The following is a 21562-nucleotide window of genomic DNA, read 5'->3' as shown; positions in this document are numbered from 1 at the left end:
AATTCGCGAATTCGTGGCTAATCTTTTCTTAGCACCTCAGTACCTTAAAACCTTAGCGACTTAGAAGAAACTCATAAACCTTTCCTCCTATTTTGTTTGTTTTTTCGTCGGCTATAAGTAAGGTGTTGTTATCTTTAAAAACTATAGCTTCTTTTTGTGAGAAGTGATTCAGGTTTATTTCGGTTTGAGTTCCTTTATGGAATAAATCTCCTTTAAAACCCTTAAATAAAAGCACTTTGTCATGACTTAATAAAGCAACTTTTTTTCCGTCAGGGCTGATGGTTGCACTTGTAAGAACGCAATGATTATAATTGTTGCAGGTTTTAAATTCTCCAACTTTAACAGCTTTTTGAGTTCCAGCAGCATTTTTTATTTTGTAAATAAAAGCTGTGCCGTCAAAACCTTTGCTTCTGTTTTTTGTAAATAGATAGAAATAGCCGTTCAGTTCAAAGAAACCTTCAACATCATAGAACATTTCTTTTTTCTTTGGAGGAAATTCTGTTTGCTCTGGGTATGAATATGAAATTTTATATTCGGCTTTAGCCACATCATTATTCAATTGATTTTTTGCGACTTTATAAATACACAAATCTCTTCTTTCGTTATCATTATTTCCAAAATCACCAATGTAAATATTTCCACTTTTATCTTTAGTAATATCTTCCCAATCTACATTTGTGGCATTTGAAATCGTAATGGTTTTGGCTAATTTCCCTTTAGAATCGATAGCATAAAGAGCATTTTTATTTCCACTATCTTCTAAGGTATAAAGAATGTTGGTTTCAGGAAAATAGGTAATTCCAGAAACTTCCTTTAATTTCTTTGGAAGGGAATAAAGCTCTTTTAAATCAGAACCTGATTGCTTCTGGCAAGCTAGTAAGACTATAGAAACAACTACTAAAAAAGATTTTTTCATAATATTTTTTTTATTTTGCCACAGATTAAAAGGATTATAATGATTCCAAAATCTTTTTAATCTGTGAATCCCGATAACTATCGGGAGTGGCTAAAACTTTAAACTAAGTTAGTATTTTTAAAATTACGTGTAATAAATTCAAATGCAGCATGCATGATATGTCCCATCGATTTTGCGTTTTTGAATTTCATATCGTTTGTATAACGGTATAATTCCATTTTTAATTGCAGTAAATGCTCCTGCGTTGAAATGGTATCGTGACACATAATATTCAGCAGTTTTTTGATTCTCGTTTCAGCAGAATGAATACGTTTTGCTAAAATCGCTCTTTCTTCATCTTTATATTGAATAATCGAACGTTCTTCTAATTTCTCTTTAATCAATTGAATCATTGGAAAATTTTCCTTGAAAAACTGCGGACGATATACTTTAAAATTTCCCTCGTAACATTGCTGATCAAAATCGATCGGACGAATTTTATAAACCACTTGATCAAAATCGTGAATTGGGACAATTACATAATTATAGGCACGCATATCACCTAAAAGACGAATCATACAGCGTTCGTTAAACTTGACGAATTCTTTGGCAATTTGAGCCTTTTCCATTTCACTGCATTTATCCAGCAACATATCCATAAAAACATCGCCTGGAATTCCTATAATATGTTCCTCTATCAGAGTATCTTTATAAACTAGAAAGTTGATTTTATCTGGCGATAGAATATCTTCCAATTCTAATCCATAAATACGGGAAGCATCTGCTTTTTTGATATAAAAATGAACATAGTTGTCATTTAGAATATTTCGAACCTTAATTCTAAAAGGTTTCGAATTCCCGAAAGTACAATAATCAATTGCATCGACATTTAGATATTGAATAATTTCACTATTTCCATCAGAATGGAGAAGCGAATATATTTTCTTTAGATTTAAATCAATTTCATTACGCTCAAATTCTCCATAATAAACTCTGATCCAAAGTGTATCTGTATCGTGTTTGTCGTAAACATTTATAGAACCTGAAAAACGAAGCAAGTCATCATAAAACACAGAAACTTTAGAAATACGTTCGTATCGCTCTAAATAACTTAAAAGTGGCTGTGTTAAAGGGTAAGACGGTTTTTTTAAAACCATTAAAGGCTCGCTCATTTTGAATATCTTTATTACAAATTTACGTGAATACGATTTAAAGTCAGAATTTAAAGTAACAAAAATCAACTTGGCTCGTCATACTAAAAACTAAAACCAGAAAAATTTGGAAACCATATTAACCATCGAGAATTTAAGTAAAAGATACGGCCGAATTCAGGCTTTGAAAAATGTATCTTTTCAAATACAAAAAGGTCGTGTTTATGGCATTCTAGGGCCAAACGGCAGCGGAAAATCGACTACATTAGGAATTGTATTGAATGTTGTTAATAAATCGTCTGGCAGTTATCGCTGGTTTGATGGTAATGTGGAAACTCATGACGCATTGAAAAAAGTGGGCGCTATTATAGAAAGGCCAAATTTTTATCCATACATGACAGCCGAGCAAAACCTGAAATTGGTTTGCAAAATCAAAAACATCAACTATTCTAAAGTCAATGAAAAATTGGAATTAGTAGGTTTGATTGAAAGAAAAGATAGTAAGTTCAGTACATTTTCATTAGGAATGAAACAGCGTCTGGCAATTGCATCAGCACTTTTAAACGATCCGGAAATTTTAATTTTAGATGAACCAACCAACGGATTAGATCCGCAAGGAATTCATCAAATTCGTGATATTATAAAAAAAATTGCTTCGCAAGGAACTACTATTCTACTTGCTTCACATTTATTGGATGAAGTAGAAAAAGTATGCTCGCAGGTCATTGTTTTAAGAAAAGGCGAAGTTTTATACTCAGGTTCAGTTGATGGAATGTCTTCAAATGAAGGTTTCTTTGAAGTGCAGTCAAATGATAATTTTGTTTTAAAATCGGCTTTGCAAGAACATCCTGCCGTAGATAGAATTTCTGAAGAAGACGGGAGAGTTTTAGTTTACCTAAAATCTGATTTATCGGCTTCAGATTTAAATCAATTTTTGTTTTCTAAAAATATTGTTTTAAGTCATTTAGTAAAACGCAAAAACAGTTTAGAAGCACAATTTTTAGAATTAACCAAAAACGCGATCGCCCAAAAAAACTAAACCATGAAAAGACTTCTCTCTATAGAATTACAAAAAATCTGGATGAACAAAGCCAGCCGTATATTAACTTTAACTTATTTTATATTACTTTCTTTTATAGCCTTAATCGCAGTAATTAAGTTTGATATAGGGCCTTTCAAATTTCATTTAGCCGAAATGGGAATCTTTAATTTTCCGTTTATCTGGCATTTTAACACTTATGTTGCAGCATGGCTAAAATTCTTTCTTGCCATTGTAATTGTTTCAATGATGGCGAATGAATATAGCTACGGAACTTTAAAACAAAACTTGATTGACGGTCTAAGCAAAAAAGAATTTATTTTATCAAAATTCTTAACTGTAGTTTTATTTGCTTTTGCGTCTACCGTTTTTGTCTTTGTAATGAGTTTGGCTTTAGGATTATGCTTTTCTTCTTACACAGAGTTTAGTATTATTTTTAGCGACTTAGATTACCTTTTGGCCTTTTTTGTAAAATTGACTGGTTTCTTTTCGTTCTGCTTATTTTTAGGAATTTTAGTAAAACGTTCTGCTTTTGCATTGGGCTTTCTTTTGGTTTGGAACATAATTGAGGCAATTGTGAGAGGCACTTTAGCTTTTAAAATTTTTCCAGATAGTGATACTGATAAAAAAATCACGCAGTTTTTCCCTTTGGAATCAATGTCGAATTTAATTGCTAATCCAGGTCCAAGATTGTCTGTCGTAAAAAACATTGGCACACAAATGGGAATTGAAACAGATGCTGATTTTAGTGTTGATTATTTTGCAGTATTAATCGTTTTAGCTTGGACTTTTACATTTATATATTTTTCTTACAAATTATTAAAAAATAGAGATTTGTAGTATATTTGTTACTATGAGTCTTCCAAGAATTTTAATACCACTTTTCATTTTGTGCTGCTTTTATAATAAGATCAGCGCACAGAGTATTACTGTAGATTCTAACGTAACAGCAGCAGATTTAATTCAGAATGTTTTAATTAAGAGTTCTTGCATTGATACTGAAAGTGTAAATTCATTAGGAAATCCAACCCCAAATCAGCAGAGTTATGGCTCTTTTATGGCAGGTGCAAATTTTCCTTTTTCAAGTGGAATAGTTTTAAGCACTTCACCAAGCAAAAAAGCAGAAGGTCCTTATAATCAGCAAGAATCAAAGGGCACCCAAGTGCCAGGCTGGAATGGTGACCCTGATCTTAATCAAGCTTTAGGAATTAATAACAGCACACAAGCAACATTTATAGAATTTGATTTTATAGCATTAACTAATTCGATTAGCTTTAATTATATTTTTGCCTCGAATGAATATCAACTTAATTTTCCTTGCATCTATTCCGATGGATTTGCCTTCTTAATTAAAGACGCAGACAATCCCAGTGAAGCTTACAAAAATCTCGCAGTTTTACCTAATTCTACAACTGCAGTTTCTGCAACAACGGTTCATCCAAAAATTAATACTGTAAATAACAGTAACGGAATACCTTTAATTGGCTGTGCAGCCGTTAATGAAAACTACTTTAATGGCTATAATACAGCCGCAAGCCCTATTAATTATGCTGGTCAAACAGTAGTAATGAATGCTTATACAGATGTCATTCCAAATAAAAAATACCATTTAAAACTGGTTATTGCAGATGATGCCACAAGACAATACAACTCTGCCGTTTTTATAGAAGCAGGCAGTTTTGTAACGAAAATAAATTTTGGCGAAGATAGAACCGTGGCTAATAACAATCCTGTTTGCTTTGGAGAAAATTATGTTTTAGATACCAATTTAAGTTCAACAACTCATACGTTTGAATGGTTCAAAAAAGACGCTTCAAACAATTATGTCCTAATTCCAGGTGCTACATCTCCATCTTATGCCGTTTCCGCAACAGGAACATATAAAGTACAAGCAACTTTGGGCAGTACAACATGTACATCAATTGGAGAAATTACAGTTGAATTTTCACCTCAAATTCAATCAACCAATACTTCTTTATTGCAATGTGATGATAATACAGACGGTATCACCATTTTTGATCTGACTAAAGTTGCCAATATTGTAAAAAATAATAATACGCAGATTACCAATCAAGGATATTATGAAATTTTGGACGATGCACAGGCCAAAACAAATCCAATTTTAAATCCGCAGCGTTATACCAATAAAGCTCCAAATCAAATTGTTTTTGCAAGGATTGAGAATACTTTTGGTTGTAGTGCAATAGCTCAAGTTACTCTAAATGTTTCTAATACTGTAATTCCAGATCAATCGCCAATTGCTAAGTGTGACGAAGATGAAATACAAGATGGACTCTATCAATTTAATTTAGAACAAGAAGTAACTCCTCAAATTTTAACAGGTTTGCCACCTGGACTGATAGTTAATTACTTTCTGACTTCTTCTGATGCTATTACAGAGACAAATCAGCTACCGAATATTTTTAAAAATACTACGCCAAATAGCCAGACTATTTATGCGCGTGCCGCAAACGGTTCAGATTGTTATGATATAACTCCAATCGAATTAATTATACACACTTTTGATCCACCAAATTTTGAAGATGAGACGCAATATCTTTGTAAAGGAAGCGAAATAACATTATCTGTAGCAGCTGGTTTTAACAGTTATACTTGGTCTAATAACTTAGGCACAACAAATTCAATCCAAGTTAGCGCCTCTGGCGATTACTCGGTAACCGTAACAGACGCTAATGGATGTCCAAAAACTAAAAATTTCAAAGTAATTCTATCTGAACCAGCAACAATTACAGGAGCAGATGTAAAGGATTTTTCTGGAATAGACAATTCTGTAAAAATTCTGTATACTGGAGTTGGAAATTATGAGTTTTCTCTTGACGGTACCGCTTTTCAAGATGACCCAACTTTTACACAAGTAACTCCAGGAGTTTATACTGCAATTGCTAAAGATAAAAATGGTTGTGGAATATCTAATTCTTTTACCGTATATGTTTTAGACTATCCGCGTTTCTTTACTCCAAACGGAGACGGGTTCAATGATTTATGGGTAATCAAAAACATTGATCAAATGCCCGATTATACAATCTCAATTTTTGATCGTTACGGAAAATTATTAAAACAAATGAATCAGAATGGCTCAGGCTGGAACGGAATGTTCAACGGAAGAGAAATGCCTTCAGACGATTATTGGTTTACGCTTCTTTTTGTTAATGGTAAAAATGTTAAAGGACACTTTTCTTTAAAAAGATAACTTTTAAACATTTCAAACTCTGAAATTCCAAATTCCAATACTTGATCAAAAATTCAGTTCTTTAAACAATCTTAATTTAACATAAAAAAGAATCCCAAACTCCTTAATTGGAATTTGGGATTTTTTATATTAAAAGTTAAACCGAATTAGATTTTGTATCTTTTTCTATCCGTTTCACTTAAGTAAATCTTTCTTAAACGTAAAGATTTTGGAGTAACTTCAACATACTCATCTTTTTGGATATACTCTAAAGCTTCCTCTAAAGAGAATTTGATAGCTGGAATAATTCTAGCTTTATCATCAGCTCCAGAAGAACGTACGTTAGAAAGTTTTTTCGTTTTAGTAACGTTAACAGTCATATCGTCGCTACGAGTGTTTTCTCCAATTACCTGACCTTCATAGATGTCCTCGTTTGGATCAACGAAGAATTTACCACGATCTTGTAATTTATCGATAGAGTAAGGAATTGCTTTTCCGTTTTCCATAGAGATTAATGAACCGTTGTTACGTCCAGGAATTTCTCCTTTGTATGGTTCGTATCCAATGAAACGGTGCGCCATAATAGCTTCACCAGCAGTAGCAGTAAGCAATTGATTTCTTAAACCGATAATTCCACGAGATGGAATGTTGAATTTAATGATCATACGCTCACCTTTACCTTCCATAGAAAGCATTTCACCTTTACGGATAGTAACGAATTCAACCGCTCTACCTGAAAGGTTTTCTGGTAAATCGATAGTTAATTCCTCAATTGGCTCACATTTCACACCATCAACTTCTTTGATGATAACTTGTGGCTGACCAATTTGAAGCTCATATCCTTCTCTTCTCATTGTTTCGATAAGAACAGATAAGTGAAGTACACCACGACCAAAAACCATGAATTTATCAGCAGAATCAGTTTCTCCAACTTTCATCGCTAAGTTTTTCTCAAGCTCTTTTGTTAATCTTTCACGAATATGTCTAGAAGTGACAAATTTACCTTCTTTACCAAAGAAAGGAGAATCGTTAATTGTAAACAACATACTCATTGTTGGCTCGTCGATAGCAATTGTCTGTAAAGCTTCTGGATTTTCAAAATCAGCGATAGTATCACCAATTTCAAAACCTTCGATACCTACAACAGCACAAATATCACCAGCAACAACTTCTTCTACTTTTCTACGGCCTAAACCTTCAAAAGTGTGTAATTCTTTAATTCTAGATTTGATGATTTTTCCATCTCTTTTTACCAAAGAAATTGGCATACCTTCTTTTAAAGTACCTCTTTCAAGACGTCCGATAGCGATACGACCTGTAAATGAAGAGAAATCTAAAGATGTGATTAACATTTGTGGAGTTCCTTCAGAAACTTTAGGAGCTGGAACATTAGCAATAACCATGTCTAATAATGGTTCAATGTTTTCTGTTTGATTTTTCCAATCATCAGACATCCAGTTGTTTTTAGCAGAACCGTAAACAGCTGGGAAATCTAACTGCTCTTCAGTAGCACCTAATTCAAACATTAGATCAAAAACTTTTTCATGAACTTCTTCAGGAGTACAGTTTTCTTTATCTACTTTGTTGATAACCACGCATGGTTTTAATCCTAAATCGATCGCTTTTTGTAAAACGAAACGAGTTTGAGGCATTGGACCTTCGAAAGCATCAACTAGCAAACATACACCATCGGCCATGTTCAATACACGTTCTACTTCACCTCCAAAATCGGCGTGGCCAGGAGTGTCGATAATATTGATTTTTGTTCCTTTATATTGAACCGATACGTTTTTAGAAGTAATTGTAATACCTCTCTCACGCTCTAAATCATTATTATCTAAGATTAAATCACCTGTGTTTTCGTTCTCACGAAATAACTGACAGTGATACATAATTTTATCAACCAAAGTTGTTTTACCGTGATCGACGTGGGCAATAATTGCAATGTTTCTAATAGATTCCATCTGTGATTTTTAATGGGCGCAAAGGTACACTTTATTTTTTAAAAAAAAATGTTTCTACCATAGTTTGCGTATATACAATCAATTAGTTAATATAAATCATGAAAATATCGACCTCAAAATGATATTAACATACGTTTAGTTATGGTTAAATTAACTATATTTGAGGTGATGAAAAGTAAAACTCTCCAAATTACTCTTATTTATACAATCATCTCGATAATTATGGCGGTCATATGTCATAAATTACTCATAACCTACTTTTCTTCTTCAGAATATCCATATTTATCTTTAATAAAAGACATTGTATTTATTCTAATCACAGTATTGGTTTTCAGTTTTATACTTTCAAAAAACGAAAAAAGAAATATAACCATCTTTGAAAAGTTAAACAAAACCAATGAAGAAATAAAAGAATCAAATGAGAAATATGACATTGTAGCAAAAGCAACAAGCGATACGATTTGGGACTGGAAAATTCAAGAGGACAGTATTAATTGGAACAAAGGAATTGAAGGTGTTTTTGGCTACGATCCAAAAGAAGTAGGCAAAACTTCTAAATGGTGGTTCGACAAAATTCACCCAGAAGACAGTATCCGAATGTCAATAAAATTATATTCTTTTATAGAACAAAAAACCGAAAAATGGCAGGATCAATATCGTTTTAGATGTGCAGACGGATCTTACAAATATGTCTTGGACAGAGGTTTTTTATTAAAGGACGAAAATGGCAGAGCCATAAGAATGATTGGAGCCATTCAAGATATTACCAAACAAAAAGAAGAAGAACAGCGATTAAAACTTTTAGAAACCGTAATTACACAATCTAAAGATTCTATATTAATTACTGAGGCTAATTCTTCTGAAAGAAAAATACCTAAAATAGTTTACGTAAATCCTGCATTTTCCCAAATGTCTGGCTACCAGTCAGATGAAATAATCGGGAAATCGCCAAACATTTTTAAAGGACCAAAATCAGATTCTGATGAATTAAAAAAACTCTTAAGTGCCATAAAAAATGAAGAAGAATGCCTGATTGAAACTATTAGTTATACGAAAAGCAAAGAAGAATATTGGGTACGCTTTTCTATGATTCCAATTTTCAGTAACGAAGGACTAATTTCGCACTGGATTTCAATACAGAGAGATATTACAGATGAGAAAAAACTTGAAACAGAAAAAGAACATCTTATTCGAGAGTTAACTCAAAACAATAAGGACTTAAAACAGTTCTCTTATATTACATCGCATAATCTTAGAGCACCACTTTCAAACTTAATTGGGTTATTAAATTTAATGGAAGACATTCCGATAGAAAATGAAGAACTTCAAGAAATAGTAGCTGGATTTACAAAATCAACACATTTACTTAACGAAACCATCAACGATTTAGTAAAGGTTATTATCATTAAGGACAATCCTTCGATGCAAAAAGAAGAAGTTTCCTTAAAAGAAGTTTTTGAGAATGTATTCAGCCAACTTTCATTTCAAATTGAATTACACAAGCCTATAATTAAACTTAAGTTTGACAAAGTCCCAGAACTTATTACAAACAAAGCTTACATAGAAAGCATTTTATTAAACTTGCTTACCAATTCTATAAAATACAAATCGGAAAACAGAAAGTTAAAGATTTCCATAACGGCAGAACAAATAGAACAAAGAACAATCTTGACTTTTAAAGACAACGGAATCGGAATTGATTTAGAGAGAAATCGCGACAAAATATTTGGATTATATCAAAGATTTCATAATTACCCTGACAGCAAAGGTCTAGGATTATATCTTGTAAAATCACAGGTAGAAACAATGGGAGGAACAATCTCGATTGATAGCGAAGTCAATAAAGGAACCACATTTACAATAACATTTAAAAATTAATTATTATGCTTGAGCAGATTTTATGCATCGATGATGACCCAATCACATTGATGTTATGCAAAAAAGTAATTTCAAAATCTTCATTTTCACATGAAGTTATTACGGCTCAAAACGGCGAAGAGGCTCTTCATCATTTCAATGTCTTAAAATACACAAACGACAAAGCAAAGAAAAGACCCGAATTAATTTTTTTAGATTTGAACATGCCTATTATGGGAGGATGGGAATTTTTAGACCATTTCACCTCTCCGGATTACACAGAATTTAATACCGTTCCTGTAATTGTACTCTCTTCAACAATTGACCCCGAAGATCTTGCTAAAGCAAAAAAATACCCTATAATAATAGATTTTCTTTCTAAGCCTATTACACAACCAATGCTGGAATACCTTAAAAAGAAAATTGATTTGTAAAATTTCAAAATTCTACACAAATTAAAATTCCAAATTCTAATATATATAAAGATTGGAATTTGGATTTTTTTTTATTGGAATTTCACACTAGTGTTAAAACAAAAAAAGTCCTCTAAAAGAGGACTTTTTATATTTTTAGCAAATTGTTTTAATTACAATTTAGCAACGTGTTTTGTTAATTTAGACTTCAAGTTAGAAGCTTTATTATCATGAATGATGTTCTTTTTAGCTAATTTATCAATCATAGAGATTACAGTAGATAATTTAGCAGCAGCATCAGATTTATCAGTAGCTAATCTTAATGCTTTAATAGCGTTACGAGTAGTTTTGTGCTGATATCTGTTAAGAACTCTTCTTTTTTCGTTACTTCTGATTCTTTTTAATGCTGACTTATGATTTGCCATTTTCTTTTAATTTTAGATGTAATAATTATTATAAATACTAGTTAAAAAAGAAAAACCTCCCACAATCGTATAACAATCACTTTGGTTTTAACTAATAAAACAAAAACCGAGACACCAATTTTTGTTTTACAAAACTTATTTACAACTAATTTGTAGTCCGTAGGGGAATCGAACCCCTGTTACCAGGATGAAAACCTGGCGTCCTAACCCCTAGACGAACGGACCAATATTCTCCTAAGTTGGAAACTTTTCAATATGTAATATAACTTGTAGTCCGTGGGGGAATCGAACCCCCCTTACCAGGATGAAAACCTGGCGTCCTAACCGATAGACGAACGGACCGCGCTTCTGTATTGCGGATGCAAAGATACATCTATTTTTTAGTTGCGCAATACCTAATGCAAAAAAATATATAATTTTTTAATATGCCTTAGCAAAAAGCACTCTTTTAGAGGATGGCTTCCCAGTAAATACGCAGGTTCCCGCCTCTTCAATAGCATCCAAAGGGATGCATCGAATCGTCGCTTTTGTCAATTCTTTTATCTTTTCTTCTGTCTCTGCAGTTCCATCCCAATGAGCAGATAAAAAGCCTCCTTTTCCTTCTAAAACTTCTTTAAATTCCTCAAAATTATTTACTTCCGTAATATGAGTATTTCGATAATCTAATGCTCTTGTAAATAAGTCGGTTTGAATCTGTTCTAAAAGATCGTTTACATGTTCAACGATTTTTTCGCTAGAAACCACTTCTTTTGTCAAATTATCACGTCTTGCAACCTCAAAAGTTCCGTTTTCCAAATCTTTCGGACCAACTGCAATTCGAACAGGAACTCCTTTTAATTCCCATTCTGCAAATTTAAATCCTGGTTTTTGCGTTGTTCTGTCATCAAACTTAACAGTGATTTTCAATTTTCTCAGTTTAGCCGTCAAATCCTTAACCGCTTCAGTAATTTGAGCCAATTGCTCATCAGTCTTATATATAGGAACAATAACCACTTGAATTGGAGCCAAATTTGGAGGCAATACCAATCCTTGATCATCAGAATGCGTCATAATCAACGCTCCCATCAAACGAGTAGACACTCCCCAAGAAGTTCCCCAAACATGTTCTTGTTTCCCTTCAGCGTTTGCAAACTTAACATCAAATGCTTTTGCAAAGTTCTGTCCTAAAAAGTGAGATGTACCAGCTTGCAATGCTTTTCCGTCTTGCATTAACGCTTCAATACAATAAGTCTCATCTGCTCCAGCAAAACGTTCTGTTTCGGTTTTAAAACCTTTCACCACTGGAATTGCCATAAAACTTTCAGCGAAATCAGCATAAACGTTCATCATTTTTTCTGATTCCTCAATTGCTTCGGCTTTTGTAGCGTGAGCCGTATGCCCTTCTTGCCATAAAAACTCTGCAGTTCTCAAGAACAAACGCGTACGCATTTCCCATCGAACCACATTAGCCCATTGATTAATTAACAAAGGTAAATCTCTATAAGATTGCACCCATCCTTTATATGTAGACCAAATAATAGCTTCACTTGTTGGACGAACAATAAGCTCCTCCTCTAATCTTGCGTTCGGATCAACCATTAATTTTCCAGGTCTATCCTCGTCATTTTTTAATCTATAATGCGTTACAACCGCACATTCTTTTGCAAATCCCTCAGCATTTTTTTCTTCAGCCTCAAACATGCTTTTCGGCACAAACAAAGGAAAATAAGCATTTTGATGTCCAGTTTCTTTGAACATACGATCTAACTCAGCCTGCATTTTTTCCCAAATAGCATATCCGTATGGTTTTATTACCATACATCCTCTAACTCCTGAATTTTCAGCTAGATCTGCTTTTACAACCAGTTCGTTATACCATTTCGAATAATCTTCTGATCTTGTAGTAAGGTTCTTACTCATATTATATTTTTTGGCACAAATTTTGTTTTAAACAATTTTAACTAAATAGTTTGACAAAACTAACTAATTTTGTAATGTGCAACAATAAAAAACACCACAGATATGAAAACTTACCTTTCACTCCGCCAAAACTCTAATCATTTTTACTTAATTGGATTATTGAGTTTATTGCTAGCATCGTGTGGTTCTTACCAAAATTCCTCTTATTATGATAACGATGGAGTTTATGGTGGTTCATCTGTTAAATATGTAGCAAATGAAACAAACAATCAATACAAGGAATATTTCAGATCACTGCAAGATGACAATCAACCAACTGAAATTTTCACTGACGTTGACAATTATACTAATTACTCAGACAGCACTCAAACAGCATCTGTAGCTTATCCTGCATGGGGAAGCAGCAGTTCTGATGTTTCTGTAAACTTCTATACTACTCCAACATGGTCATTTGGTTTTGGATGGGGTTATCCTTATTATGGATACGGCTATTATGGATGGGGCTACCCTTATTACGGATGGGGATATCCAGGATGGGGCTACCCAGGATGGGGTTATCCAGGCTATCCATACTATGGCTACGGATATAACTACTCTTACAATTATGGAAGAAGAGGCTCTGCAGCTTATTATGGAGACAGAAACTATGCTTACAACAGAAATTATAGCACCAATAGAGGATATACAACCAATCGAAACTATATCACTAATAGAGGTGACTATACTACCAATAGAGGAAACTACACAACAAATAGAAATTATACCACAAATAGATCTAACAGCTATACTGACTTTAGAAGAACCTCTACTTTAAACAGAGGAACTACTAGCCCTACTTTCACCAATAGAGGAAATTACAACAACGGTTCTAATTACGACTATAGCAACAGAAGATCTTACAACAACGGAAATACCACAACAAACAGAACCTACACACCTAGCAACAACGGTGGTTCATCAAGAAGCTACACTCCTAGTAATAGTGGCTCTTCAAGAAGCTACTCTCCTAGTAATGGCGGAGGTGGCGGCTCAAGATCGTACAGCGGCGGTGGCGGCGGTGGCGGAATGAGATCTGGCGGCGGCGGCGGAGGAAGAAGATAATTTTTTTTCTCAGCACACTTAATTCGAACTAAAACTCATCAAAATGAAAAAAATACTTTTCCTATTTATAACAGGACTAACTGTCAGCGCTTCATATTCACAAGAAGTTTCAGATGCTCTACGTTATTCCCAAGAAAACCTCACTGGAACTGCACGTTTTAGAGCCATGAGTGGTGCTTTTGGAGCGGTTGGAGGAGACATATCTTCTTTAAGCGTTAACCCTGCTGGATCTGCAATTTTCAACAGTAATCAAGTTGGAGTTTCCTTTAGCAATCAGAACATTAAAAACAATTCCAATTACAACGGAACTCAAACATCAGATAAAGAAAACTCTTTTATCCTAAACCAAGCAGGAGGTGTTTTTGTTTTTAAAAACCACGATCCAAGAGTTGGCTGGAGTAAAATTGCAATTGGCGCAACTTACGAAAACACAAATAATTTCAATAACGAAGTTTTTTCTGCTGGAAACAACTCTACTCATTCGGTTGACTCTTATTTCCTAGATTATGCAAATTATAGTAACGGAGGCGCACCTGTTCCTCATGAATTTGTTAACACACAAGACAACGAAACAGTTTCTGATTTATATCATTATTTAGGGTCTAATTTTCCAAATGGCCAATATCCTAATCTAAGTGGATTTTCTGCACAACAAGCCTTGTTAGGATATCAGGGGTATATTATAAACATTGATGATGTAAATAATCCTAACAGCCCTTATTCAACAAACGTTCCAAAAGGCAACAACACCAACTATTACCAAACTAACGACATTTACTCAAGAGGATATAATAGTAAATTAAGCTTCAATATCGCAACCTCTTATAAAGATCGACTATATTTAGGAGCAAATTTAAATGTTCATATCACAGACTATAGAAGATCAACAAGTTTTTACGAAACCAATAATGGTGTGCTTACACCAAACGAAACAATATCAAGTATAAGATTCAATAATGATTTATATACTTATGGAAATGGCTTTTCTTTCCAACTTGGAGCAATAGGAAAAGTAACTGACAATTTTAGACTTGGTGTAGCATACGAATCTAACACTTGGTATGAATTGTACGACGAGCTTTCACAAAGTTTATACACTACAAGACAAGCTGCAGGCGGACCAATTATCAATGCCAATGTAGCTCCTAATGTTGTAAACGTATACGAATCTTATACTTTACAAACACCTGACAGATGGACTTTTAGTGCCGCATACATATTTGGAAAATCCGGTTTATTAAGCATTGATTATGGCATAAGAAATTACGGAAACACAAAATTCAAACCAAGCAGTGCAGGCTTTGGTGGCATTAACAACGAGATAGACAATAGTCTAGCGAGTACTGGAGAACTTCGTATAGGTGCTGAATACAAAATCAAGCAATTAAGCTTAAGAGGTGGATACCGTTATGAGGGAAGCCCTTATAAAAATGGAATTACAGTTGGAGAACTAAACAGTTATTCTGCTGGTTTAGGTTATAATTTCGGATCCACAAAACTAGACTTAGCTTACTCTTATTTAGAAAGAGATTCAAACCAAGGCTTTTTTTCAAGAGGATTCATTGATGGAGCCAACATTACCTCTAAATTAAACAATGTCACTATGACTTTATTATTTGAATTGTAATTAGAAATCAAAATAGATGATTGAAATTTCCGTCAGGTTTTTATCTGACGGATTTTTTTTATCCTTTCAAAAGTCCTTTATTTTAAATTCAAATCAAGAAATACTAGCAACAAGAAGGCTCAACTTCATAAAAAACAGCTAAAACAAACGGCAAACTATCGTTGTTTGAATAAAAAAAGTGTAATTTTGCACTCCAATTTATAAAAGTATGAGAACCAAGTCTTTAAAAAAGAACAAAATTAACGTAATCACTCTTGGGTGTTCAAAAAATGTTTATGATAGTGAAGTCCTAATGGGACAGCTACGTGCGAATGGAAAAGAAGTTGAACATGAAGCTCCTGCAGAAAAAGAAGGAAACATTATTGTAATTAACACTTGCGGATTTATTGATAATGCAAAAGCAGAATCGGTAAATATGATTTTGGAATATGCAGATAAAAAAGACAAAGGACTTGTTGACAAAGTTTTCGTAACAGGATGTTTGTCTGAACGTTACAGACCAGATTTAGAAAAAGAAATTCCGAATGTTGACCAATATTTTGGAACTACAGAATTACCTCAACTATTAAAAGCTCTTGGAGCCGACTATAAACACGAATTACTTGGAGAACGTTTGACGACAACTCCAAAAAATTATGCTTATTTAAAAATCGCAGAAGGATGCGACAGACCTTGCAGTTTCTGTGCAATTCCGTTAATGAGAGGTTCACACGTTTCTCAGCCAATTGAAAAATTGGTTAAAGAGGCAGAAGGATTAGCTAAAAACGGAGTTAAAGAATTAATCTTAATTGCTCAAGACTTAACTTATTATGGTCTTGATCTTTATAAAAAGAGAAATCTTGCTGAATTATTGGAAGCTTTGGTGAAAGTAGAAGGAATTGAATGGATTCGTTTACATTACGCCTTCCCTACTGGTTTCCCTATGGATGTTTTGGAAGTAATGAAGCGCGAACCTAAAATCTGTAACTACATTGATATTCCGTTACAGCACATTTCAGATTCAATTTTGAAATCAATGCGTCGTGGTACAACGCAAGCAAAAACGACTCAGTTATTAAAGGATTTCCGTGCAGCAGTTCCTGGAATGGCAATTAGAACTACATTAATTGTTGGTTACCCAGGTGAAACTCAGGAAGATTTTGAAATTTTGAAAGATTTTGTTCAGGAAATGAAATTTGACAGAATGGGATGTTTTGCTTATTCTCATGAAGAAAATACTCATGCTTATTTGTTGGAAGATGATGTTCCAGATGATGTAAAACAAGCAAGAGCTAACGAAATTATGGAACTGCAATCTCAAATTTCTTGGGATCTGAATCAAGAAAAGGTAGGTAAAGTATACAAATGCATCATTGACAGAAAAGAAGGCGCTCATTTTGTTGGACGTACAGAATTTGACAGTCCAGATGTTGACAATGAAGTTCTAATCGATGCTTCTAAACATTATGTAAAAACAGGAGAATTTGTTAATATCAAGATAATTGAAGCAACAGAATTTGATTTATACGGGGAACCTGCTTAAATTTACGCTGAACAATTGTTAATCACAGATAAAAATACTTTTATGAAACCTTTTCAAACTTTATTTATTTTAGTTTTTGGCTTATTTACTTTTACTGTTTCTGCTCAATACGGTGGAGGATACAATAATGGTTATGGTGGCGGTTATGGCAATGGTTACGGAAGAGGTAGCGGAATGGGTATGGATAGAAGCATGATGGCTGGACCACAGCAGGGTTCTCAAAGCAAACCTAAAGAAACTCCTCCTGAAGAAACTGCAGGTATTATTGTAGAACAAATGAAACCGCAAGTAAATCTAGATGAATTACAGGCGATTGCTATTACAAATGTTTTAGCAGATAGTATACGTGAACAAGGTATTTTATTAAAAAACGAAAGCAGCAATCAAGATCAAAAAATTGAACAGATAAAAGCTTTACGCGAAAGTACCGATAAAAAGATTACTGCTTTTTTAAATCCAGACCAAGTTGAAAAGTACAAAACCTTCATGAATACTTTAAAAGAAGTAAAAAAGACCAAATCAAAAAAGAAAAAAGATAAAGATTCTAAAGAAGATTCAAAAGAAGTAAAAGATACCCCAGATACGAAAATATCAGAATAATCGTTATTAATCTATAAAACAACGAATTATGACAAAAAAACATTTTTGTTATCTGATTTTAGCAGTTATTGTCAGCGCCTGTTCTACAAATCCGTACAAGAATACTGAAAAGGCTTATGATCAACAGCTAAAAAATTTGGAAAACCAAATCACAAGTAAAGAAGCCAAACCAATTCCAGCAGTTTCACCTGTTGTTATTGACACTTCTTATGCGCAGCAACTGAGAATTGTAAAAGACACTTTGTCTAAGACAAATTCTACTTATTTACAAAACGGAATTAATACAGAATGGATTGGTACTGTAAATTTCAATTTAAGAAAACCAAGCTTCGTTATTATTCACCATACAGCTCAAGATTCGCTACAGCAAACCATTAACACTTTTACCAAAACCAAAACTCAAGTAAGTGCACACTATATTATTTCTGAAAACGGAAAAGTAGTGCAAATGCTGAATGATTATTTAAGAGCTTGGCATGCTGGAAATTCAACATGGGGAAAAACAACAGATCTAAACTCTTGCTCTATAGGCATTGAGTTAGACAATAACGGTTTTAAACCTTTTACAGAAGCTCAAATAAGCAGTTTGGTAGCTTTGTTGACCAAACTAAAAAAGGATTACAATATTCCGACACAAAACTTTTTAGGTCACGCGGATATTGCCCCAGGAAGAAAACAAGATCCAAGCGCCTTATTTCCATGGAAAACTTTAGCAGAAAAAGGATTTGGAATCTGGCCAGATGAAGTCTTAGAACCAGCTCCATTTGATTTTAAGATTGAACCTGCATTAAGAATAATAGGTTACAACACCAAAAATCTAACCGCAGCAATTCAGGCATTTAAATTGCATTATATACAAACTGATGCAACATCGGTTTTAGACAGAAAAACAATAGATACTATTTATTCGATTTACAAAAAACAGGTTCAGTAAAACCTCATCATAAAAATAAAAAAAGCGTTTCTGTTAATTCAGAAACGCTTTTTTTTCATAATAACTCATCATAACGAAGAGACATACTGTAAAGAGGGATAAGAAGAAAGAAAGAAAGAAAGAAAGAAAGAAAGAAAGAAAAATAAAGAGCAAAGATACCTAAAACCTAAAATCTCAAACTTGAAACCTTAAACTTGAAACTTGAAACCACAACAAATAAAAAAGCTGCCAAAACATGAGTATGTTTCGACAGCTCCAAAAAAAAAAAAAAATATCAATCTTTATCTCTAGAAAGAGTATGTTGTTGCAATTAAGGCGTAGAAGCTTCCGCCTGTTGGTAATGCATCTTTATCTAAGAAAATATCTTCAGACGCTGCATCGTATCTTAGCTCAGGAATTATAGTCAATTTTCCAACTTTATAATTTAAAGAAACAGTATTAGCAAATACATTTGATCCTGCTAAAGTTCCTAAACTTGGTGCTGCATCTTTAGCATCAAAATATTCCATTCTGTAAGCCAAAAGCAATGCTGGATTGAACGAATAAGTAGCATATCCTACTAAAGAAAACCAATCTCCGTCTAAATTACTATCAAAATCATTTGTAGTTTTAGCATAAGTCGCATTTAACCCAAGCGAGAAACTATCTGAAATTGTTTTAGAAGCTGTTAAATCAAACTGCGTTTTGTTTTCGTCTGAAACCGGAATTAAACTTCCTGGTATTGGGTTAGTACTTCCTGTTGTAAAATTCAAATATGCGCTTCCTGTATCTCCAATATACCCTACTTGTCCAATGAACGTTTTTTGATACGAACCTGCATCCATAGCTGATTTAAAGTCTGTTGGGTTGGTTAAACCTAACATAGCTGTAAATTTACCAGAAGTATATTGCGCTTTAACCCCAGTATTAAAAAATGGTCCGTAAGAAAACGCATAAGACATACTGTAGTTTTTATTATCTACTGCATCTAATACTTCATAACCGATATGAGTTCCGAAACTACCTGCTACTACTTTAAATTCATCAGTCAAATTGTATGTGAAAAATAATTGTTTAATCATAAATTTTGCACTTGCATCTTTATCTGGTGTCTCATTATATGAAAATTCTGCTGCTCTTTTTCCGAAACCTAAGTCTACAAAAACTGAAGCTTTTCCAAAAGTATGGCCCGCTTCGATCGATGCCATTCCTAATTCGAATGAATTCTGTGAGTTGGTAAAGCTCGTTAATCCATTCATTTGTTTTGAAAAATCATATTTATAGTACGCATCTGCAGAACCTCCCCATGTGGTTGCTGGAGCGGCTGCTTCCTCTTCTTGGGCAAAGGCAAAAGAACTTGTTAACATCGCGGCTAAAATGTGAAATGCTTTTTTCATGTTTTAATTTGGTTTTTAGTTATTAATTGATTCTGGTTAGTTAATCTTTTATATATCTATTTAATAGTATAAGTCATTTCTAAAACCTTTCATGCGCCTTCAAATCATCATCATTTTCATTAGCGAATTTATTAACTTTTGTATGAGTAGAATAATTCAAAACTGCTTTTTTGACGTTTTAGACAAAGAATTATGGATTACAAAAATTAAGTCGACAATAATCGTTATTTGACATTTATAGATAATTGTTTTTGAAAATTCAATAACACATTTTTTATAAATTTTCAAGTTTTACAATGGGTATAAGTAAAATTTACTACAAAAAACAAATACAAAACACCATAAAAAGAACTAAAAAACAAAACACCCCATAAAAAATTAGGGGTGATCATAAAATAACTAAAAATAAAAACCTAGAACATTTTCAAAAAACAACAGTTTACCAGCCATTTTCAAACAAAAACAATTCTTACAAATAACACCCTTACAAAACACCTCTTACTTAAGACCCGAAAAGCACTTTTACGATATAGAAAAACAAAAAAAAGTCCATTCATTTAAATGAACGGACTTTTGTATAGACGACTCGAATGATCTATTCTTCTATATTATATTTTCTTAAATACTCGCGAACTTTAATTCCTGACTCTTTCAAATCCTCATCTTTCCATTTCCCATCCGATTTGGCAGATTTTTTCAAAATAGAGCAAGTTTCATCTTTATCAGACACGGACCATGTGATCCAACTTAATTTTCTAGCTTCCATCCAATCGATATATTCCTGCCAAGCTTTATAGTTTAAAGGTCCGTCTCCGGAAGCTTCCATTCCAGCAGATTCTGAAATAAAAACTGGCAACCCTCTCTTAATGGCCATATCTGTTCTATCTCTCAATTCTTTACCATGAGTTGCCGCATAAAAATGCATAGTATACATTATATTAGTATAATCTCTTATCGGATCTTCGGCTGGAAGATCAATATCCTGGTCCCAATGCGGACAGCCGACCAAAATAATGTTATTAGGATCGTTTTCACGAATTACTCGAATTATCTCTTCGGCGTAATTTTTAACCTCCCACCAAGTTTCATAATCTGGTTCATTAAATACCTCATATATAATATTAGGATACTTAGCATACTTTTTGGATATTTCTGAAAAAAAGGCTGTAGCTTCTTTCAGATTTATATTATGACTATGCCAGTCTATAATTACGTAGATATCAGATTTTATAGCACCATTTACAACAGCTTCTATCTTCTCTTTAGAAAATTGCGGATTATTGATATAGGAGAAATCTCCAAGTTCGACACCCATTGCGGCACGAACCACATTACAATTAAAATCCTTTTTTAGCCAACTCACTGCTTTTTCATTATAAAATCTCGGCCACATGCTATGCCAACCAAAACTTAATCCGCGAAGCACAACCTGATTATTATCTTTATCAACAAGCTGAGTTCCAAGAACACTTAATTGACCATGTTTTTTCACAAATTGTGCTTTTGAAATATTTATAAACATCAAAAGTAAAATAGCAGCATAACAGAACTTTGATTTCATACTACATT

General features: G+C 33.4%; 17 protein-coding genes and 2 tRNA genes. 10 read left to right on the top strand and 9 right to left on the bottom strand.

Going from position 1 to position 21562, the window contains the following annotated elements:
• Nucleotides 1-52: 52 nt before the first annotated feature.
• The gene (locus AAYQ05_RS04155) at nucleotides 53-916 is read right to left on the bottom strand and encodes a YjiK family protein (RefSeq protein ID WP_343541321.1); all 864 of its coding nucleotides are present in this window, start codon (nucleotides 914-916) and stop codon (nucleotides 53-55) included.
• Between the two features lie 98 nt (nucleotides 917-1014).
• Nucleotides 1015-2067, bottom strand: coding sequence for a hypothetical protein (locus AAYQ05_RS04150; RefSeq protein WP_343541320.1), 1053 nt, complete (start codon nucleotides 2065-2067; stop codon nucleotides 1015-1017).
• A 106-nt stretch (nucleotides 2068-2173) separates the two neighbouring features.
• Here AAYQ05_RS04150 and AAYQ05_RS04145 point away from each other — a divergent pair, with 106 nt between their 5' ends.
• The 3 genes from AAYQ05_RS04145 to AAYQ05_RS04135 are packed head-to-tail and all read left to right on the top strand — an operon-like array spanning nucleotide 2174 to nucleotide 6296.
• Entirely contained in the window at nucleotides 2174-3085 is a 912-nt protein-coding gene (locus AAYQ05_RS04145; RefSeq protein WP_343541318.1) for an ABC transporter ATP-binding protein, read from the top strand.
• 3 nt (nucleotides 3086-3088) lie between these two features.
• The gene (locus AAYQ05_RS04140) at nucleotides 3089-3925 is read left to right on the top strand and encodes an ABC transporter permease (protein WP_343541316.1); all 837 of its coding nucleotides are present in this window, start codon (nucleotides 3089-3091) and stop codon (nucleotides 3923-3925) included.
• 13 nt (nucleotides 3926-3938) lie between these two features.
• Complete coding sequence (locus AAYQ05_RS04135; RefSeq protein ID WP_343541314.1) at nucleotides 3939-6296, top strand: T9SS type B sorting domain-containing protein; 2358 nt, start codon at nucleotides 3939-3941, stop codon at nucleotides 6294-6296.
• 146 nt (nucleotides 6297-6442) lie between these two features.
• Here the strand turns inward: AAYQ05_RS04135 and typA are convergent, their stop codons facing one another.
• Nucleotides 6443-8239, bottom strand: a complete 1797-nt coding sequence (gene typA / locus AAYQ05_RS04130; protein WP_111378311.1) for a translational GTPase TypA — start codon at nucleotides 8237-8239, stop codon at nucleotides 6443-6445.
• 222 nt (nucleotides 8240-8461) lie between these two features.
• Between typA and AAYQ05_RS04125 the strand changes: the two genes are divergently transcribed.
• The gene (locus AAYQ05_RS04125) at nucleotides 8462-10117 is read left to right on the top strand and encodes a PAS domain-containing sensor histidine kinase (protein WP_343541311.1); all 1656 of its coding nucleotides are present in this window, start codon (nucleotides 8462-8464) and stop codon (nucleotides 10115-10117) included.
• A 5-nt stretch (nucleotides 10118-10122) separates the two neighbouring features.
• Nucleotides 10123-10530, top strand: a complete 408-nt coding sequence (locus AAYQ05_RS04120; protein ID WP_281633575.1) for a response regulator — start codon at nucleotides 10123-10125, stop codon at nucleotides 10528-10530.
• Between the two features lie 152 nt (nucleotides 10531-10682).
• Here the strand turns inward: AAYQ05_RS04120 and rpsT are convergent, their stop codons facing one another.
• The 4 genes from rpsT to proS form a co-directional block, all read right to left on the bottom strand.
• On the bottom strand, nucleotides 10683-10934 hold the full coding sequence (gene rpsT / locus AAYQ05_RS04115; protein ID WP_012026903.1) for a 30S ribosomal protein S20: 252 nt from the start codon (nucleotides 10932-10934) through the stop codon (nucleotides 10683-10685).
• A 153-nt stretch (nucleotides 10935-11087) separates the two neighbouring features.
• Nucleotides 11088-11159, bottom strand: a tRNA-Glu gene (locus AAYQ05_RS04110).
• Nucleotides 11160-11204: 45 nt separating this feature from the next.
• A tRNA-Glu gene (locus AAYQ05_RS04105) sits at nucleotides 11205-11276 on the bottom strand.
• Between the two features lie 78 nt (nucleotides 11277-11354).
• Nucleotides 11355-12833: a proline--tRNA ligase gene (gene proS, locus AAYQ05_RS04100; RefSeq protein WP_343541309.1), complete on the bottom strand. Its 1479-nt coding sequence runs from the start codon at nucleotides 12831-12833 to the stop codon at nucleotides 11355-11357.
• Between the two features lie 102 nt (nucleotides 12834-12935).
• Between proS and AAYQ05_RS04095 the strand changes: the two genes are divergently transcribed.
• The 5 genes from AAYQ05_RS04095 to AAYQ05_RS04075 all read left to right on the top strand — a co-directional run bounded on the left by AAYQ05_RS04095 (nucleotide 12936) and on the right by AAYQ05_RS04075 (nucleotide 18617).
• On the top strand, nucleotides 12936-13934 hold the full coding sequence (locus AAYQ05_RS04095; protein ID WP_343541307.1) for a hypothetical protein: 999 nt from the start codon (nucleotides 12936-12938) through the stop codon (nucleotides 13932-13934).
• A 43-nt stretch (nucleotides 13935-13977) separates the two neighbouring features.
• The gene (locus AAYQ05_RS04090; protein ID WP_343541305.1) at nucleotides 13978-15561 is read left to right on the top strand and encodes an OmpP1/FadL family transporter; all 1584 of its coding nucleotides are present in this window, start codon (nucleotides 13978-13980) and stop codon (nucleotides 15559-15561) included.
• Nucleotides 15562-15769: 208 nt separating this feature from the next.
• Complete coding sequence (gene rimO / locus AAYQ05_RS04085; RefSeq protein ID WP_111378318.1) at nucleotides 15770-17083, top strand: 30S ribosomal protein S12 methylthiotransferase RimO; 1314 nt, start codon at nucleotides 15770-15772, stop codon at nucleotides 17081-17083.
• Nucleotides 17084-17125: 42 nt separating this feature from the next.
• A complete protein-coding gene (locus AAYQ05_RS04080; RefSeq protein ID WP_343541303.1) occupies nucleotides 17126-17683 on the top strand; it encodes a hypothetical protein in 558 nt (185 codons plus the stop codon).
• Nucleotides 17684-17711: 28 nt separating this feature from the next.
• Nucleotides 17712-18617: an N-acetylmuramoyl-L-alanine amidase gene (locus AAYQ05_RS04075; RefSeq protein WP_177212440.1), complete on the top strand. Its 906-nt coding sequence runs from the start codon at nucleotides 17712-17714 to the stop codon at nucleotides 18615-18617.
• Between the two features lie 287 nt (nucleotides 18618-18904).
• Here AAYQ05_RS04075 and AAYQ05_RS04070 read toward each other — a convergent pair whose 3' ends face one another.
• Both AAYQ05_RS04070 and AAYQ05_RS04065 read right to left on the bottom strand, forming a co-directional pair.
• Nucleotides 18905-19993, bottom strand: coding sequence for an outer membrane beta-barrel protein (locus AAYQ05_RS04070; protein ID WP_343541302.1), 1089 nt, complete (start codon nucleotides 19991-19993; stop codon nucleotides 18905-18907).
• 595 nt (nucleotides 19994-20588) lie between these two features.
• On the bottom strand, nucleotides 20589-21554 hold the full coding sequence (locus AAYQ05_RS04065; protein WP_343541301.1) for a glycoside hydrolase family 5 protein: 966 nt from the start codon (nucleotides 21552-21554) through the stop codon (nucleotides 20589-20591).
• Between the last annotated feature and the right edge of the window lie 8 nt (nucleotides 21555-21562).

Source organism: Flavobacterium movens (assembly GCF_039581425.1).
In the GTDB taxonomy this organism is placed as follows: domain Bacteria; phylum Bacteroidota; class Bacteroidia; order Flavobacteriales; family Flavobacteriaceae; genus Flavobacterium; species Flavobacterium luteolum.
The sequence above is the reverse complement of the archived record's forward strand: the minus strand, read 5'-3'. Positions and strand labels throughout refer to the sequence as shown.

What these genes read in the sequence shown, in the direction of transcription:
- AAYQ05_RS04150 (WP_343541320.1), bottom strand. Translation starts at nt 2,067, where the DNA reads ATGAGCGAGCCTTTAATGGTTTTAAAAAAACCGTCTTACCCTTTAACA.
- rimO (WP_111378318.1), top strand. Translation starts at nt 15,770, where the DNA reads ATGAGAACCAAGTCTTTAAAAAAGAACAAAATTAACGTAATCACTCTT.
- AAYQ05_RS04090 (WP_343541305.1), top strand. Translation starts at nt 13,978, where the DNA reads ATGAAAAAAATACTTTTCCTATTTATAACAGGACTAACTGTCAGCGCT.
- AAYQ05_RS04065 (WP_343541301.1), bottom strand. Translation starts at nt 21,554, where the DNA reads ATGAAATCAAAGTTCTGTTATGCTGCTATTTTACTTTTGATGTTTATA.
- AAYQ05_RS04140 (WP_343541316.1), top strand. Translation starts at nt 3,089, where the DNA reads ATGAAAAGACTTCTCTCTATAGAATTACAAAAAATCTGGATGAACAAA.
- proS (WP_343541309.1), bottom strand. Translation starts at nt 12,833, where the DNA reads ATGAGTAAGAACCTTACTACAAGATCAGAAGATTATTCGAAATGGTAT.
- typA (WP_111378311.1), bottom strand. Translation starts at nt 8,239, where the DNA reads ATGGAATCTATTAGAAACATTGCAATTATTGCCCACGTCGATCACGGT.
- rpsT (WP_012026903.1), bottom strand. Translation starts at nt 10,934, where the DNA reads ATGGCAAATCATAAGTCAGCATTAAAAAGAATCAGAAGTAACGAAAAA.
- AAYQ05_RS04070 (WP_343541302.1), bottom strand. Translation starts at nt 19,993, where the DNA reads ATGAAAAAAGCATTTCACATTTTAGCCGCGATGTTAACAAGTTCTTTT.
- AAYQ05_RS04075 (WP_177212440.1), top strand. Translation starts at nt 17,712, where the DNA reads ATGACAAAAAAACATTTTTGTTATCTGATTTTAGCAGTTATTGTCAGC.
- AAYQ05_RS04080 (WP_343541303.1), top strand. Translation starts at nt 17,126, where the DNA reads ATGAAACCTTTTCAAACTTTATTTATTTTAGTTTTTGGCTTATTTACT.
- AAYQ05_RS04155 (WP_343541321.1), bottom strand. Translation starts at nt 916, where the DNA reads ATGAAAAAATCTTTTTTAGTAGTTGTTTCTATAGTCTTACTAGCTTGC.
- AAYQ05_RS04120 (WP_281633575.1), top strand. Translation starts at nt 10,123, where the DNA reads ATGCTTGAGCAGATTTTATGCATCGATGATGACCCAATCACATTGATG.
- AAYQ05_RS04135 (WP_343541314.1), top strand. Translation starts at nt 3,939, where the DNA reads ATGAGTCTTCCAAGAATTTTAATACCACTTTTCATTTTGTGCTGCTTT.
- AAYQ05_RS04095 (WP_343541307.1), top strand. Translation starts at nt 12,936, where the DNA reads ATGAAAACTTACCTTTCACTCCGCCAAAACTCTAATCATTTTTACTTA.
- AAYQ05_RS04125 (WP_343541311.1), top strand. Translation starts at nt 8,462, where the DNA reads ATGGCGGTCATATGTCATAAATTACTCATAACCTACTTTTCTTCTTCA.